This is a genomic window from Nocardioides pakistanensis, from assembly GCF_054781215.1.
In genome coordinates, this window is record NZ_BAAGUV010000023.1 from 16,986 (window position 1) to 31,500 (window position 14,515).

At 71.1% G+C, this 14,515-nt stretch carries 15 protein-coding genes and 1 riboswitch; of the genes, 12 read left to right on the top strand and 3 right to left on the bottom strand.

All coding sequences use genetic code 11. The features are described 5' to 3' along the window. Positions 1 to 85 precede the first annotated feature (85 nt). Together ACYVIH_RS09685 and ACYVIH_RS09690 are read right to left on the bottom strand one after the other, a co-directional pair. A complete protein-coding gene (locus ACYVIH_RS09685; RefSeq protein ID WP_460868663.1) occupies positions 86 to 535 on the bottom strand; it encodes an OsmC family protein in 450 nt (149 codons plus the stop codon). Positions 536 to 732: 197 nt separating this feature from the next. Beyond that, positions 733 to 1,086, bottom strand: a complete 354-nt coding sequence (locus tag ACYVIH_RS09690) for an ArsR/SmtB family transcription factor (protein WP_460868665.1) — start codon at positions 1,084 to 1,086, stop codon at positions 733 to 735. 185 nt (positions 1,087 to 1,271) lie between these two features. Between ACYVIH_RS09690 and ACYVIH_RS09695 the strand changes: the two genes are divergently transcribed. Next, positions 1,272 to 2,660: a malic enzyme-like NAD(P)-binding protein gene (locus ACYVIH_RS09695; protein ID WP_460868667.1), complete on the top strand. Its 1,389-nt coding sequence runs from the start codon at positions 1,272 to 1,274 to the stop codon at positions 2,658 to 2,660. Positions 2,661 to 2,969: 309 nt separating this feature from the next. On the opposite strand, the gene ACYVIH_RS09700 is transcribed toward ACYVIH_RS09695, so the two are convergent. Then, a complete protein-coding gene (locus ACYVIH_RS09700) occupies positions 2,970 to 4,004 on the bottom strand; it encodes an RtcB family protein (RefSeq protein ID WP_460868669.1) in 1,035 nt (344 codons plus the stop codon). Between the two features lie 284 nt (positions 4,005 to 4,288). On the opposite strand from ACYVIH_RS09700, the gene ACYVIH_RS09705 reads away from it, so the two are divergent. From ACYVIH_RS09705 to ACYVIH_RS09755, 11 genes are all read left to right on the top strand, one after another. Further along, positions 4,289 to 4,903, top strand: coding sequence for a CDP-alcohol phosphatidyltransferase family protein (locus ACYVIH_RS09705; RefSeq protein WP_460868671.1), 615 nt, complete (start codon positions 4,289 to 4,291; stop codon positions 4,901 to 4,903). Next, the gene (locus ACYVIH_RS09710) at positions 4,893 to 5,741 is read left to right on the top strand and encodes a DUF881 domain-containing protein (RefSeq protein WP_460868673.1); all 849 of its coding nucleotides are present in this window, start codon (positions 4,893 to 4,895) and stop codon (positions 5,739 to 5,741) included. Before ACYVIH_RS09705 ends, ACYVIH_RS09710 begins: the two co-directional genes overlap by 11 nt. After that, entirely contained in the window at positions 5,738 to 6,070 is a 333-nt protein-coding gene (locus ACYVIH_RS09715) for a small basic family protein (protein ID WP_460868675.1), read from the top strand. The genes ACYVIH_RS09710 and ACYVIH_RS09715 overlap by 4 nt, the downstream gene beginning before the upstream one ends. Positions 6,071 to 6,080: 10 nt before the next feature. Beyond that, positions 6,081 to 6,821 (top strand): DUF881 domain-containing protein, encoded by a 741-nt coding sequence (locus ACYVIH_RS09720; protein WP_460868677.1) that lies wholly within the window; start codon positions 6,081 to 6,083, stop codon positions 6,819 to 6,821. 50 nt (positions 6,822 to 6,871) lie between these two features. Beyond that, positions 6,872 to 7,258, top strand: a complete 387-nt coding sequence (gcvH, locus tag ACYVIH_RS09725; RefSeq protein ID WP_460868679.1) for a glycine cleavage system protein GcvH — start codon at positions 6,872 to 6,874, stop codon at positions 7,256 to 7,258. Between the two features lie 118 nt (positions 7,259 to 7,376). Then, entirely contained in the window at positions 7,377 to 7,913 is a 537-nt protein-coding gene (locus tag ACYVIH_RS09730; protein ID WP_460868681.1) for an FHA domain-containing protein, read from the top strand. Continuing rightward, positions 7,910 to 8,644 carry a transcriptional regulator FtsR gene (ftsR, locus tag ACYVIH_RS09735; RefSeq protein WP_460868683.1) on the top strand — a complete coding sequence of 245 codons (735 nt, stop codon included), beginning with the start codon at positions 7,910 to 7,912 and terminating at the stop codon, positions 8,642 to 8,644. The genes ACYVIH_RS09730 and ftsR overlap by 4 nt, the downstream gene beginning before the upstream one ends. A gap of 92 nt (positions 8,645 to 8,736) precedes the next feature. Further along, complete coding sequence (locus tag ACYVIH_RS09740; RefSeq protein WP_460868685.1) at positions 8,737 to 9,204, top strand: bifunctional nuclease family protein; 468 nt, start codon at positions 8,737 to 8,739, stop codon at positions 9,202 to 9,204. Positions 9,205 to 9,390: 186 nt separating this feature from the next. After that, the gene (locus tag ACYVIH_RS09745) at positions 9,391 to 9,990 is read left to right on the top strand and encodes a MerR family transcriptional regulator (RefSeq protein WP_460868688.1); all 600 of its coding nucleotides are present in this window, start codon (positions 9,391 to 9,393) and stop codon (positions 9,988 to 9,990) included. Positions 9,991 to 10,076: 86 nt separating this feature from the next. Next, a riboswitch (glycine riboswitch) is annotated at positions 10,077 to 10,188 on the top strand. Positions 10,189 to 10,264: 76 nt separating this feature from the next. Continuing rightward, positions 10,265 to 13,138 carry an aminomethyl-transferring glycine dehydrogenase gene (gene gcvP, locus ACYVIH_RS09750; protein ID WP_460868690.1) on the top strand — a complete coding sequence of 958 codons (2,874 nt, stop codon included), beginning with the start codon at positions 10,265 to 10,267 and terminating at the stop codon, positions 13,136 to 13,138. Then, positions 13,135 to 14,481: a serine hydrolase domain-containing protein gene (locus ACYVIH_RS09755; RefSeq protein WP_460868692.1), complete on the top strand. Its 1,347-nt coding sequence runs from the start codon at positions 13,135 to 13,137 to the stop codon at positions 14,479 to 14,481. Before gcvP ends, ACYVIH_RS09755 begins: the two co-directional genes overlap by 4 nt. The last annotated feature ends 34 nt before the right edge of the window (positions 14,482 to 14,515 follow it).

Here is a 14,515-nt window from a genome sequence, read left to right on the forward strand (position 1 = left end):
ACCTGGCCGGCCCAGCGCCCGGCCCGGACCGAAGCTGCGGCCAGGGCCAGGGCGGTGACGAGCCGGGCCCGTCCGGCGATGTGGTTCAGGAGCCGGTGACGGTCGGGGTCGCCACTTTGACCGTCGTCTCGACGGGCAGCGCCAGGGAGACGGTGACCAGGCAGCCGGCCTCCGCGCTCGCGACCACCTCGCGGAGGGCGTCCTCGTGGCCGGGCTCGGTGGCCGCGTCCACGGTCTGCTCGATCCGGACGAAGCCGAACTTGCCGTCCTCGCGCTTGCCTACGACGCCGACGGCGTTGACGTCCAGGTCGAGCAGGGGCACCTCGGCGTGCTCGGCCTTCGCCGCGATGGTCACCGCGAGGCAGGAGGCCGCCGCGGCGACGAACGCGTCCTCAGGGCTCCACAGGTCGGGGTCGGTGCCCTTGAACTCGGGCGGGGTGGCGATGTCGAGCGGCTGCTTGCCCTCGACGGTCGCAGTGGTACGGCGTCCGCCGTCCCAGGCGACGCCGACCGGGAACCGGAACTCACGTGCCATCTCTATGCCTCCACGTTCTTGTCACGGACTTCCACGGCCGTCACAGGCCGAGGAGCTTGTCGATCTTGGACTTGTCGAAGCCGACGACGGGTCGGCCGTCGATCTCGACGACCGGCACGCCCAGGGGCACGTCGGCGTCGTGAAGACCACGACCCGGTGCGTGCGGGCCGCGTCCGGCTTCTTGAGTCGAGTCTTGCTCATCGTCCCTCCGGTCGCTGACCGCCCCTGACCACGGCGGTCAGTGCCTGGAACTGCTCGGCCAAGGACCCGCAGACCTGCTCGCACAGGTCCAGCGCGGTGGTGTCGGCGATCCGGTAGTACACGTGGTTGCCGTCCTTGCGGCGCGCCAGGATGCCTGCGTCGGTCAGCACGGAGAGCTGCTTGGAGACGTTCTGCTGGCCGGCCGCCAGCGCGTCGGCGAGCTGGGTGACCGAGCGCTCGCCGTCGCGGAGGTGGTCCAGGAGGCGGATCCGGGTCGGTTCGCTGAGCACGCGCAGGCGCCGGGCGATGAGCTCCACGAGCTCCTCGGGGATCGGATGCGGAAGCGCCATACCGCAACTATATCACTGAGTAGTTGTGTAGTTGTCGAGCCGGCTGTGGCGTCCGCGACATCGGACCGCTCGAGGTGTGCGACGAGCAGCACACCTCGACCTTCTCCATCCTCGGCGCCCGAGGTGCTCCGCGCCGTTAGCATCCGAAACCAGGGCGCCCACGCGTGGCGCTGAAGGAGACTCCGATGTCCTCGACCAGCCCCGGCTACTCGATCACGATCCGCGTCGAGGTCCCACCCGGGGTCACCGCGACCACCGCGCTCACGGGCGCGATCGGCTCCGCCGGGGGTGCACTCACCGCGCTCGACGTCGTGGAGAGCCACGAAGAGCGCATGGTCGTCGACGTCACCTGCGACACCACGGGGGAGGAGCACGCCGAGCTGATCACCAAGGCGATCGCGGCGATTCCCGGTGCCGCGGTCCGCAAGGTCAGCGACCGGACCTTCCTGATGCACCTGGGCGGCAAGATCGAGGTGGTGCCGAAGGTGCCGTTGAAGCACCGTGACGACCTCTCGCGCGCCTACACGCCCGGCGTCGCCCGGGTGAGCATGGCCATCGCCGAGCACCCCGAGGACGCGCGCCAGCTGACGATCAAGCGCAACACCGTGGCCGTGGTGACCGACGGCTCGGCCGTCCTGGGGCTCGGCAACATCGGCGCCGCCGCGGCGCTGCCGGTGATGGAGGGCAAGGCGGCGCTGTTCAAGCAGTTCGGCGGTGTCGACGCCTGGCCGGTGTGCCTCGACACCCAGGACACCGAGACCCTGATCGAGATCGTGCGGGCCATGGCCCCGGTCTACGGCGGCATCAACCTCGAGGACATCGCGGCGCCGCGGTGCTTCGAGATCGAGGCCCGGCTGCGCGACCTGCTGGACATCCCGGTGTTCCACGACGACCAGCACGGCACTGCGATCGTGGTGCTCGCTGCGTTGACCAATGCGCTTCGTGTGGTGGGCAAGCGGATGGAGGACCTGCGCATCGTGGTCTCCGGCGTCGGTGCTGCCGGCAACGCGACCATCCGCCTGCTGCACGCGCAGGGGGCGCGGGAGATCATCGGCTGCGGGCGCAACGGGGCCGTCCATGCGGGCCAGGAGGGGCTCGACGAGTTCCGCGGCTGGATCGCCGAGCACACCAACACCGAGCGGCTGGAGGGCTCGTTGAGGGAGGTCCTCGCCGGTGCCGACGCGTTCATCGGGGTGTCCGCGCCGGACCTGTTGACCGGGGCGGACATCGCCACCATGGCACCCGACGCCATCGTCTTCGCGCTGGCCAACCCGGTTCCCGAGGTCGATCCGCGCGCAGCGAGTGAGTACGCCGCGGTCGTGGCCACCGGCAGGTCGGACTACCCGAACCAGATCAACAACGTGCTGGCCTTCCCCGGCTTCTTCCGGGGGCTGCTCGACGCCGGAGTCTCGAAGATCACCGACGAGATGATGATCGCGGCCGCCACCGCAATCGCGGACACGGTCGAGGACGAGCAGCTCAATGCGCACTTCATCGTGCCCAGCGTCTTCGACGCCAGGGTCGCCCCTGCCGTGGCTGCTGCGATCCGGGCGACGGTGGCTCCTGCACGATGACGGAGGGCCCTCGGGAAGTCGGTCGCTACGACCCCTGCATCGAGGACCTTCGCCCCCACAGCACGAGCTCTGTCCGACCGAGAATCGATATGTCAGGACAAACCGTCGAGCAGGGGAGGGGGTGGATGGAGATGCTGACCGTCCTCGCGTTCGCCTGTGGAGGCGGCGCTGTCATCGCCGGGATCGGCTGGGCGACCTGGGGCCGCTGGACCCAGGTCTGAGCCGTATCCGACGTCACACGCCAGCTCGGTCAAGACCCGGGCTGGCGTTGCCGATGTTGAGGGCCGTGAACATCCTGGTCAGTCTCGGCTACACCGCTCTCAGTGCCATCGCCTTTCTCGTCACGCTCCTCCTCGGCCCCAACGACCGGGCCGCCGAGGTGATCTGGGAGACCAAGCGCGACCTGATGCGTCGCTGACCCCGGCTGCTGCCCACCCCGGCAAGACGGTTCGGGCTACCGGGAGTAGCCCGAACGGGTGGTTTGCTCAACGACCTCTGCGAAACCCCGACAGAATCGGACATTCCGGCCGTCTCAACGGGTGAGGATCGAGCCCAGAGGCTCAGACCACGGGGAGATGGCGATGATGACGAAGAAGACCGCAAGCATGGTGCGTGGTTCGCTGCCGCAGGGCGCGACGCGACGGCCGGCCTCGGCGGGCAAGTGCCGCTGCGGGCAGGACCTCGACGTGTCGTCGCGGGCGCACTGCCCCCGGTGCGGCAGCACCGTCCGCGCGAGCTGACGCTCAGGACGTAGGTGCTGCGAGGCCCGGCGGCGTCGCGTGCCTCCTGCTCGTTGAGGGTCTCCACCTCGAGCAGCCGTGACGCGAGGCGGTCCAGGTGCTCCCGGTGCTCGCGCAGGGTGTCCAGCGCCTTGGCGTAGCACTCCTCGACGACCCGACGCACCTCGGCGTCCACCAGCTCGCGGGTCGCGGCGGCCGCCCCGCCGGCGTCGAAGATGGTCTGCTCCTGTCCCGGAGGCGGGAGCACCGCGATCGGTCCGACGGCCGGCGACATGCCCCATCGGCCCACCATCTGACGGGCGATCTGCGTGACCGTGTCCAGGTCGGACTCGGCACCGGTGGTGAAGTCGCCGAACCTCGCCATGACTCCGGCCCGGTCGACGTCCCTGACCACGAGCAGCCGCACCCCGCAGGAGATGTCGAAGCCGACGCCGCCGGGGGAGACCACGCCGCCGGCCTCGATGTCGGTCGCCGCCACGCCACCGATCGGGAACCCGTAGCCCCAGTGCACGTCGGGCATGGCGAAGGAGGCGCGCACGATGCCGGGCAGCGTCGCCACGTCGGCCACCTGGACCAGGGACGGGTCGCCGTTCAGGTCCGGCACCAGGTCGTGGGAGGCCTAGACGATCCCGGGCACACGCATCGCGCCTTCCTGCACGATCCGGAATCGGTAGGGCGTCTCCTCGATGATCTGCATGACGGGGGCGGCCGCCCGGGCGCGACGGACGGAGCGACCGCTGCTCTCATTCTGCGCCGGCCGACTCGTGCGGCGACAGGTCCGCGCGCCTCCGGCCGGCTGGGGCCTTGGACCCGCTCGTGGCGTTCCGGGCGAACCGCCGGCGGATATGGTTACGTGTCGTCGGGCAAGGACATGCAGCGAGGAGAGTCGTGGAAGAGCAGGGCGCGGTTGCCTCGCGTGGCGAGCGCGTCTGGACCATCCCGAACATCATCAGCCTGGTCCGCCTGGCCGGGGTACCGCTGTTCCTGTGGCTCGTGCTCGGTCCCGAGGCGGACGGTTGGGCCCTCGGCGTGCTCATGCTCTCCGGGGTCACCGACTGGCTCGACGGCTACCTCGCACGGCGGTTGGGACAGACCTCCCAGCTCGGGCAGATCCTCGACCCGGTCGCCGACCGGCTCTACATCCTCGCCGTCGTCGTCGGCCTCGCGTTCCGCGACATCATCCCGTGGTGGCTCGCCGTACTGCTCCCGGCGCGAGACCTGCTGCTGTGGGGCCTGGTGCCGTTCCTGCGCACGCGTGGCTACCACGCGCTGCCGGTGCACTTCCTCGGCAAGGCGGCCACCGCGAACCTGCTCTACGCCTTCCCCCTGCTGCTCCTCGGTGATGGGGAGGGCGTGGTGGCGACCTTGGCGCAGGTGTTCGGCTGGGCCTTCGCGATCTGGGGGACCGGCCTGTACTGGTGGGCGGGACTGCTCTACGCCTGGCAGGTGCGCAAGCTCCTGGCGGACCGGGACAGAAGGGCGCCGAATCTCGATGGCGGCTGAGCAGAAGACCGGCGTGCCCGACCAGGTGCTGATGCCCCTGCTCGACTACGTCACCGCGCACTCGATGGACGAGGACTACGCGCACGTGGCCCGGCGCGCGGAGGAGGACGGTGCCGGCGACCGGCAGTCACCGCTCAGGCCAGGGCTGGCCGCCCTCGTGGTGATGGGCCTGTTCGGCGTCCTGGTCACCACCGCCGCGGTGCAGACCGCCCGCAACGCCGACGACGACTCCAGCAGCAGGGAGTCGCTGATCACCCAGATCAACGCCCGCTCCGCCCAGGTGGACGCCCGGCGCGAGCGCGTGGCGAACCTGCGCGCGGAGATCGAGTCGCTGCAGAGCACCTTCCTCGACACCACGGCCCGCGGGCGGGCGCTCTCGGCGCGGCTCGACCGGCTCGGCGGGCTGACCGGTGCGGTCTCCGTGACCGGGCCCGGGGTGAAGGTGGTCGTGGACGACGCACCCGACGCGGTCAGCGACGTCGAGCGGGTGCTCGACAAGGACCTGCAGAAGCTCGTCAACGCGCTGTGGGCCTCGGGTGCGGAGGCGATCTCGATCAACGGGCAGCGGTTGACGGCGCTCTCGACGATCCGGACCGCCGGGTCCGCGATCACGGTCAACTTCGTCTCCCTGTCCCGCCCCTACACCGTGCTGGCGGTGGGGGACCCCGATACGATGCCGGCACGGTTCGTCGAGACCGAGCACGGACAGGACTGGCTCGATCTCCGATCGGTCAACCGACTGCAGTTCGCCATGACCGAGGAGGCGTCCCTACGCCTGCCGGCCGCGCCGGCTCGGCGGCTCAACCTCCGTCACGTCACCCAGGGAGAGACACGATGATCGCTGGCCTCGGGCTCCTGGTCGGGGTCGTCCTCGGGTTGATGCTGCAGCCGGAGGTGCCCCTGTGGCTCGAGCCCTACCTGCCGATCGCCGTGGTCGCGGCGCTCGACGCGGTCTTCGGTGCACTCCGGGCGTTCCTCGACGGCATCTTCGACGACAAGGTGTTCGTGATCTCGTTCATCAGCAACGTGCTGATCGCGGCCCTGATCGTCTACCTCGGTGACAAGCTCGGCGTGGGCGGGCAGCTCTCCACCGGCGTCATCGTCGTGCTCGGCATCCGCATCTTCTCCAACGTCGCGGCCATCCGCCGTCACATCTTCCATGCCTGAGGAGTCCGAGGTGAGCACCTCTCCGGGACGCGACCGCCTGGTCGCGGCGCTGAAGCGTCCGAGCTCGCGGGGACAGATCACCGCGGCCGTGCTGCTCGCGGTCGTCGGGTTCGCGAGCGTCGTCCAGGTGCAGTCCAACGAGCGCGACAACGACTACGAAGGCATGCGTGAGGAGGACCTCGTCCAGCTGCTCAACTCGCTGGCCAGCGCCTCCCAGCGCACCGAGAACGACATCGCCCAGCTGGAGCAGACCCGGGCCTCGCTGCGCAGCGACACCGACAGCCGGCGGGCCGCCCTCGAGCAGGCGCGGGAGCGGGCCAACGTGCTCGGGATCCTGGCCGGCGAGCTCCCGGCGGTGGGCCAGGGCATCGTGGTCACCGTCGAGGACCCCGAGGGCAAGGTCGGCATCGACCAGATGCTCAACGGGATCGAGGAGCTGCGCGACGCCGGGGCGGAGGCGATCGAGATCAACAACACGGTCCGGGTCGTCGCGCAGACCGCGCTCGAGGACGGCGAGGACGGGATCGTCGTGGACGGCACCGAGCTGGCCGCGCCGTACACCCTGGAGGTGATCGGCGATCCCAAGACCCTGGCCGGTGCGCTGAACATCTACGGCGGCTTCGTCGAGGACATCGAGGACCCCAACACCATCGGCGGCGACGTCGTGATCGAGGAGAGCTCCAGCGTCGAGGTCGCCACCCTGGTGGAGCCGCGCGAGCCGGAGTACGCCGAGCCGACCGACACGGAGTAGCCTGCAGCCGTCCGCAACCGCGGTCAGCGACCACACCGACGAGGAGTGCCGTGTACCCCGAGGACCTCAAGTACAGCAGCGAGCACGAGTGGGTGCGCAGCCCCGGTGAGACCGAGGGCTCGGTCCGCATCGGCATCACGCACTACGCCCAGGATGCGCTCGGCGACATCGTCTTCGTCTCGCTCCCTGAGGTCGGTGCCGAGATCGCCGCCGGCGACACCGTGGGCGAGCTCGAGTCGACCAAGTCGGTCAGCGACATCTACGCACCGGTCGGCGGCAAGGTGGTCGCGCGCAACGAGGCCCTCGACGGCTCGCCCGAGCTGGTCAACTCCGACCCGTACGGCGAGGGCTGGTTGTTCGAGGTCACCGGCGCGGCCCAGGCCGACCTCGACGCGCTGCTGGACGCCGCCGGCTACCAGGCGAGCCTGGAGTCCTGAGTCGTACGCCGGTCGGCGCAATCGGACTTGATCGGCACCGTGTGACTGATAGGTTCGGGGAACCATCAACCTCGACTACTCGTTGAGGGTTGAGGCCAATGCCAACGGGAGGCTGAACATGCCGTTCTGCACCGAGTGCGGACACCGGAACCCAGACGACGCGCGATTCTGCTCCCAGTGCGGGAAGCGGCTCGAGACGGCCGCACCGGCGGGGGACCAGGAGACGCCCGGCGAGACCACCGCGACGATCACCTTCGGCGCACCGGCCAAGCCGGAGGGCGCCGAGGAGCGTGCCGCGCTCAACGAGGCCGACGCGGCCGCGGTCGACGCCCTGCCCGCCGGCAGCGCGCTGCTCGTGGTGCAGCGGGGTCCGAGTGCCGGCAGCCGCTTCCTGCTCGACACCGATGTCGTCGGCGCCGGTCGCCACCCGGAGAGCGAGATCTTCCTCGACGACGTGACCGTCTCCCGTCGGCACGCCGAGTTCCGTCGTGGCCCGGGCGGCTACCGTGTCGCCGACGTAGGCAGCCTCAACGGGACCTACGTCAACCGCGACCGGATCGACGAGGTCGAGCTCCAGAACGGGGACGAGGTCCAGATCGGCAAGTACCGACTGGTGTACTTCGCCAGCCACGCAGGAGCGGGCAAGTCGCAGTGAGCCAGGCGGCGTCGTCGCGGGCCCGGATGAGCATCGGGGAGGTGCTCTCGCTGCTCCGGGCCGACTTCCCCGAAGTCAGCATCTCCAAGATCCGGTTCCTTGAGGCCGAGGGGCTGATCGAGCCCGAACGGACGCCGTCGGGCTACCGGAAGTTCTCCCACCGCGACGTCGAGCGGCTGCGCTACGTGCTGACCAGCCAGCGGGAGCACTACCTGCCGCTGAAGGTGATCAAGGAGCACCTCGACGCGATCGACCGGGGCCTCGAGCCGCCGGCCGTTGCCGGTGCGGGTCCGCAGGTCCCGCGCGTGGTCCTGGCCGGTGACGGCTACCCGGCGCCCGACACGTTCGCCCGTGAGGCGTCCGAGCTACGGCTGTCGCGGGCAGAGCTGCTCTCCGGTGCAGAGGTCGACGAGGACTTCCTCGAGCAGCTCGAGACCTTCGGTCTGGTGAAGCGGCGGCCCGGCGCCCACCACTACGACGGCGAGGCACTGGTGATCGCCAAGGCCGCCGGGGAGCTGGCCGCCTTCGGTCTGGAGCCGCGGCACCTGCGGGCGTTCAAGACCGCCGCGGACCGCGAGGTCGGCCTGGTGGAGCAGGTGGTCTCGCCGCTGCGGCGTGGTCGCGACGCCGGAGCCCAGGCCCGTGCCGACGACGCGATCGCCCAGATCGCGGCCCTGTCCGTGCGGCTGCACGCGACCCTGGTGCGGGCCGGACTTCGTTCCTCGCGCTGAGGACCGGAACGTCTCCCGGGCGGCGCTCCGGCTCGGCTCCGATGGTCGTTTCCCAGCCTGGCGGGGCTTGTGGCGCGGAGTAGGCTGAGCACGTGCGAGAAGTCGACGTGATCGGTGTCCGGGTCGAGATGCCCTCGAACCAGCCCATCGTCCTGCTCCGGGAGGTCGCCGGCGACCGGTACCTCCCGATCTGGATCGGTGCGGTCGAGGCGACCGCGATCGCCTTCGCCCAGCAGGGCGTCGTGCCGCCGCGGCCGTTGACCCACGACCTGATGAAGGAGCTCATCTCCGCCACGGGCAACGACCTCGCCGAGGTGCGGATCACCGAGATGCGCGACGGCGTGTTCTACGCGTTGCTGGTGCTGGAGTCCGGGGTGGAGATCAGTGCCCGTCCCTCCGACTCCATCGCGTTGGCCCTGCGCACGGGGTCGAAGATCGTGTGCGCCGACGAGGTGCTCGCCGAGGCCGGGCTGGCCGTCCCCGACGAGCAGGAGGACGAGGTGGAGAAGTTCCGCGAGTTCCTCGACCACGTGTCCCCGGAGGACTTCGAGAGCCACTGAACCCTCAACCTCTAGTTGAGGTTTGCGACACGCCGGACGAGCGTGTCCGTTGTCGTTGACCGACGCCCGGCGGGCGCCTACCTTGGTGATGTCTCCGTTGTAACTCCACCGTTGTGCTCCACCCGGGCGCGATGGCTTCCCCCTTCAGGAGTTGCATGCACCACGGAGCGGACGACGGAGGTTCACGTGACCAGGAACGGCGACGAGGCTGCCAAGACAGCTGACGACACCGCTGCCGAGAGGGCTGCCGCCGCTGCCGACGAGCAGGGCCTCCTGTTCGACGACGACGTCTCACCGCTGCCGCAGGACGCCGGCTACCGCGGCCCGACGGCCTGCAACGCAGCCGGGATCACCTACCGCCAGCTCGACTACTGGGCGCGCACCGGCCTGGTCGAGCCCAGCGTGCGCGGGGCCTCCGGCTCCGGCACGCAGCGCCTCTACTCCTTCCGCGACATCCTGCTGCTGAAGGTGATCAAGCGGCTCCTGGACGCCGGCATCTCGCTGCAGCAGATCCGCACCGCGGTGCACCACCTGCGCGCCCGCGGCACCGACGACCTGACCCGCGTCACCTTGATGAGCGATGGCGCCAGCGTCTACGAGTGCACCAGCAACGACGAGGTGATCGACCTGCTGCAGGGCGGTCAGGGTGTCTTCGGGATCGCGATCGGCGGCGTCTGGCGCGAGATCGAGGGTTCGCTGGCCGAGCTTCCCAGCGAGCGTGCGGTCACCGAGGGCAGCACCTCCGACGAGCTCGCCGCACGTCGCCGCGCCCGGCAGGTCGGCTGACCGGCACCCCCACGACTCTCGCACGCGCCCGGCCCCGTCGTGGGGCCGGGCGCGTGGCGTCTCGGGTGGTAGCGTGTCCGTGCTGACGAAACCGCACGGGAGAGTCTCCGTCGGGTGACCGGTTGCGGTCCTCGTTGCGGAGCGCCGAAGGGGCAAACCTCCCCGGAACCTCTCAGGCGCCAGGACCGTGCGGACGAGGCAACTCTGGACGGATCGGCCCGGCCGGTTCCACAGAGGGGGAGGCGACCCGCCAACGCCGTCACTGGGAGCCTCTGTGTCCGACCAGCCCACCTTGTCCGAGCTCGACGCCCTCGCCCCGTTCGTGGACCGCCACATCGGTCCGGGCCAGGCCGAGCAGGCCCGGATGCTGGCCGCGCTCGGGTTCTCCTCCCTGCCGGAGCTGATGGACGCAGCGGTGCCCGGCGGCATCCGCACCCCCTCGAGCCTGGACCTGCCGGCCGCGTCAGGGGAGGCCGAGGCCGCCCGCGTGGCGCGTGAGCTGGCCGCCCGCAACAACCCGCTCGCGCCGATGATCGGCCTCGGCTACCACGGCACGTTCACGCCACCGGTGGTGCGCCGCAACGTCCTGGAGGACCCGAGCTGGTACACCGCCTACACGCCCTACCAGCCCGAGATCTCCCAGGGCCGGCTCGAGGCGCTGTTGAACTTCCAGACCATGGTCGGTGACCTGACCGGTCTGCCCACGGCCAACGCGTCGCTGCTGGACGAGGGCACGGCGGCCGCGGAGGCGATGACGCTGGTGCGCCGCGCGAACCGCAACGCCGAGGGCCGGTTCGTGGTCGACGCGGACGCGTTGCCGCAGACGATCGCGGTCGTGGAGACCCGGGCCCGCGCGATGGGGATCGAGGTCGAGGTCGCCGAGCTCGCCGATGGCCTGCCCGACGGACCGATCAGTGGCGTCCTGGTGCAGTACCCCGGAGCGAGCGGCCGGATCCTCGACCCCCGGCCGGTGATCGAGGCCGCTCACGAGCGCGGGGCGATGGCGGTGGTCGCCGCCGACCTGCTCGCCCTGACCCTGCTGGAGTCGCCGGGTGCGATGGGCGCCGACGTGGTGGTCGGCTCCACCCAGCGGTTCGGGGTGCCGCTGTTCTACGGCGGCCCGCACGCCGGCTACATGTCGGTGCGGGCGGGCATCGAGCGTCACCTGCCCGGCCGGCTGGTCGGGGTCTCGGTCGATGCCGAGGGGCGTCCGGCCTACCGCCTCGCGCTGCAGACCCGCGAGCAGCACATCCGCCGCGACAAGGCGACCTCCAACATCTGCACCGCCCAGGTCCTGCTCGCCGTGGTCGCCTCGATGTACGCCGTCTACCACGGCCCCGACGGCCTCCGGACCATCGCGCGACGCACCCACCGCTACGCCGCCGTCCTCGCGCAGGCGCTCACCGACGCGGGTCACCCGCCGGTCCACGACAGCTTCTTCGACACCCTGCTGGTGCCGGTCGAGGGACGGGCGGCCGCAGTCGTGTCCGCCGCCCGAGACGCTGGCGTCCACCTGCGCCTCGTGGACGCCGACCACGTCGGTGTCTCGACGTCGGAGACCACGGCTCGCAGCCACCTCGAGGCGGTGCTCGCGGCGTTCGGCGCCGACGGCGTCGACGTCGATGCGGTCGACCGCCGTACCTCCGACGCGGTGCCCGAGGGGCTGCGGCGCACCACGGAGTTCCTCACCCACGAGGTCTTCCACAGCCACCGCTCCGAGACCGCGATGCTGCGCTACCTCCGGCGGCTGTCGGCGCGCGACTACGCCCTGGACCGCGGGATGATCCCGCTCGGCTCCTGCACGATGAAGCTCAACGCCACCACCGAGATGGAGCCGATCAGCCTGCCCGGCTTCGCGGACCTGCACCCGTTCGCCCCTGCGGAGGACGCGGCCGGGTATCGGGAGATGATCGCCGAGCTCGAGGGCTGGCTGGCCGAGGTGACCGGCTACGACCGGGTCTCGATCCAGCCCAACGCCGGGTCCCAGGGCGAGCTCGCTGGGCTGCTCGCGATCCGTGCCTACCAGATCGCCCGCGGTGAGCAGGGCCGCGACGTCTGCCTGATCCCGTCGTCAGCACACGGCACGAATGCCGCGTCGGCGGTGATGGCGGGGATGCGCGTGGTCGTGGTCAAGGCCGCCGAGGACGGCTCGGTGGACCTCGACGACCTGCGCGCGCAGTGCGAGGCGCACCGGGACGACCTGGCCGCGATCATGGTGACCTACCCCTCGACGCACGGGGCGTTCGAGGACGGCATCACCGAGCTGTGCCGGGTCGTGCACGACCACGGCGGGCAGGTGTACGTCGACGGGGCCAACCTCAACGCTCTGCTCGGCTACGCGAAGCCGGGGGAGTTCGGTGGCGACGTCTCCCACCTCAACCTGCACAAGACCTTCTGCATCCCGCATGGCGGTGGGGGGCCAGGAGTGGGTCCGGTCGCGGTGCGCGAGCACCTCGCGCCGTACCTGCCGAGCCACCCGATGCACCCGGAGCCGGAGAAGCGGGAGGGGATCGGGCCGATCAGCGCAGCGCCGTACGGCTCGGCCGGGATCCTGCCGATCTCGTGGACCTACGTGCGGATGATGGGCGCCGAAGGGCTGACCCGCGCCACCGCGGTGGCCGTGCTCTCGGCCAACTACATCGCGCACCGGCTGCGCGAGCACTACCCGGTGCTGTACCGGGGCCACAACGGCCTCGTCGCCCACGAGTGCATCCTCGACCTGCGGCCGATGACGAAGGCCACCGGCGTCACCGTGGACGACGTGGCGAAACGCCTTGTCGACTACGGCTTCCACGCGCCGACGATGAGCTTCCCGGTCGCAGGGACGCTGATGGTCGAGCCGACCGAGAGCGAGGACCTCGCCGAGCTCGACAGGTTCTGCGACGCGATGATCGCGATCCGCAGGGAGGCCGACCGGGTCGGTGCGGGGGACTGGACCGCGGAGGGCTCTCCGCTGCGCGGCGCCCCGCACACCGCTGCGGTGCTCACCGGCGAGTGGGACCGGGAGTACACCCGCGACGAGGCGGTGTTCCCGACCGGCCCGGACCCGGACAAGTACTGGCCGCCGGTGGCGCGGATCGACCAGGCGTACGGCGACCGGCACCTGGTGTGCACCTGCCCGTCGCCGGAAGCCTTCGCCACCTCATGACGGTCGCCGACCTGACCGGACGCCGGCTCCAGGCCGTCGTCGCCGCCGAGCAGCGTGCGGGGCGGCTGCCGTCCCTGGTGGCCGGCGTGGTGCGCGACGGTGAGCTCGCCTGGTCCGGCACCCATGGCCACCACACCGGCGGTCCGGCCCCGGGCCCCGACCTGCAGTACCGGATCGGGTCGCTGACCAAGACGATGACCGCGGTGCTGGTCCTGCAGCTGCGGGACGAAGGTCGACTGCGCCTGTCCGACCCGCTCGGCGCCCACCTGCCCGGTGTGGGCTACGGCGACCGCACCATCCGGCAGCTGCTCGCGCACACCTCGGGCATGCAGTCGGAGCCGTCCGGATCCTGGTGGGAGCGCAGCCCGGGCGTCGGGTTCGACGAGCTTGCGGCCGGCGTGGACGACAAGGCCGCACCGTTCGAGCCGGGTGCGACCTACCACTACACGAACCTCGCCTACGGGCTGCTGGGCGAGCTGGTCGCCCGGCTGCGTGGCGAGAGCTGGTCGGACCTCGTGCGCGCGCGGATCCTGCAGCCGCTCGGGATGGAGCGCACGTCCTACCTGCCGGCGTCTCCCGCGGCGACCGGCTACAGCGTGCACCACTTCGCCGGCACGCTGACCGAGGAGCCCGCCCAGGACACCGGCGCGATGGCTGCGGCAGGCCAGCTGTGGAGCACGCTCGCCGACCTCGCCCGCTACGCCGAGTTCCTGCGCGCGGGTCACCCCGACGTGCTCGCGCCGTCCACGCTGGAGGAGATGTCCACGCCGCAGGGCGGGTCGCTCGCCGGCGGGCTCAGCGGTGGCTACGGTCTCGGCCTCCGCCTGGTGTCGGGAGGGTCGGGCACGCTCGTGGGCCACACCGGCTCGATGCCGGGGTTCCTGGCCGGCCTGTTCGTGGACCGGGTACGCCGGACGGCGGCGGTCTGTCTCGCGAACGCGACGACCGGCCTGCGCTGCGAGGGGCTGCCGGTCGAGCTGCTCGACGTCCTCGAACGGACCGAGCCGACCGTCGTACCCGCGTGGCTGCCGAGTCCGGACGTGCCGGATGCCGTCGCCGAGCTCCTCGGCGTCTGGCACTGGGGCAACACCGGCTACGGGTTCGCCTGGGACGGTGAGCAGGTCGTGGTCAGCACGCTGGCCGGCGGCACCGTCAGTGGGAGGTTCCGACCGGCAGAGGGCGGCACCTTCGTCGGCACCGCCGGCTACCACCACGGCGAGGTGCTGCGCGTGGTCCGGGACCCGGACGACACCGTGAACCACCTGGTGTGCGCCACCTTCGTCTACACCCGGGTGCCCTACGACCCGGGCGCACCCATACCCGGCGGGGCTCCCGGTCGGTGAGCAGCCGGGTCCGACCGTGCCGGGACCGGGGAAA

Excerpts from the sequence above, each read along its gene's own strand:
- ACYVIH_RS09695 (WP_460868667.1), top strand. The coding sequence starts at position 1,272 with ATGTCCTCGACCAGCCCCGGCTACTCGATCACGATCCGCGTCGAGGTC.
- ACYVIH_RS09690 (WP_460868665.1), bottom strand. The coding sequence starts at position 1,086 with ATGGCGCTTCCGCATCCGATCCCCGAGGAGCTCGTGGAGCTCATCGCC.
- ACYVIH_RS09685 (WP_460868663.1), bottom strand. The coding sequence starts at position 535 with ATGGCACGTGAGTTCCGGTTCCCGGTCGGCGTCGCCTGGGACGGCGGA.
- ACYVIH_RS09710 (WP_460868673.1), top strand. The coding sequence starts at position 4,893 with ATGGCGGCTGAGCAGAAGACCGGCGTGCCCGACCAGGTGCTGATGCCC.
- ACYVIH_RS09755 (WP_460868692.1), top strand. The coding sequence starts at position 13,135 with ATGACGGTCGCCGACCTGACCGGACGCCGGCTCCAGGCCGTCGTCGCC.
- ACYVIH_RS09715 (WP_460868675.1), top strand. The coding sequence starts at position 5,738 with ATGATCGCTGGCCTCGGGCTCCTGGTCGGGGTCGTCCTCGGGTTGATG.
- ACYVIH_RS09730 (WP_460868681.1), top strand. The coding sequence starts at position 7,377 with ATGCCGTTCTGCACCGAGTGCGGACACCGGAACCCAGACGACGCGCGA.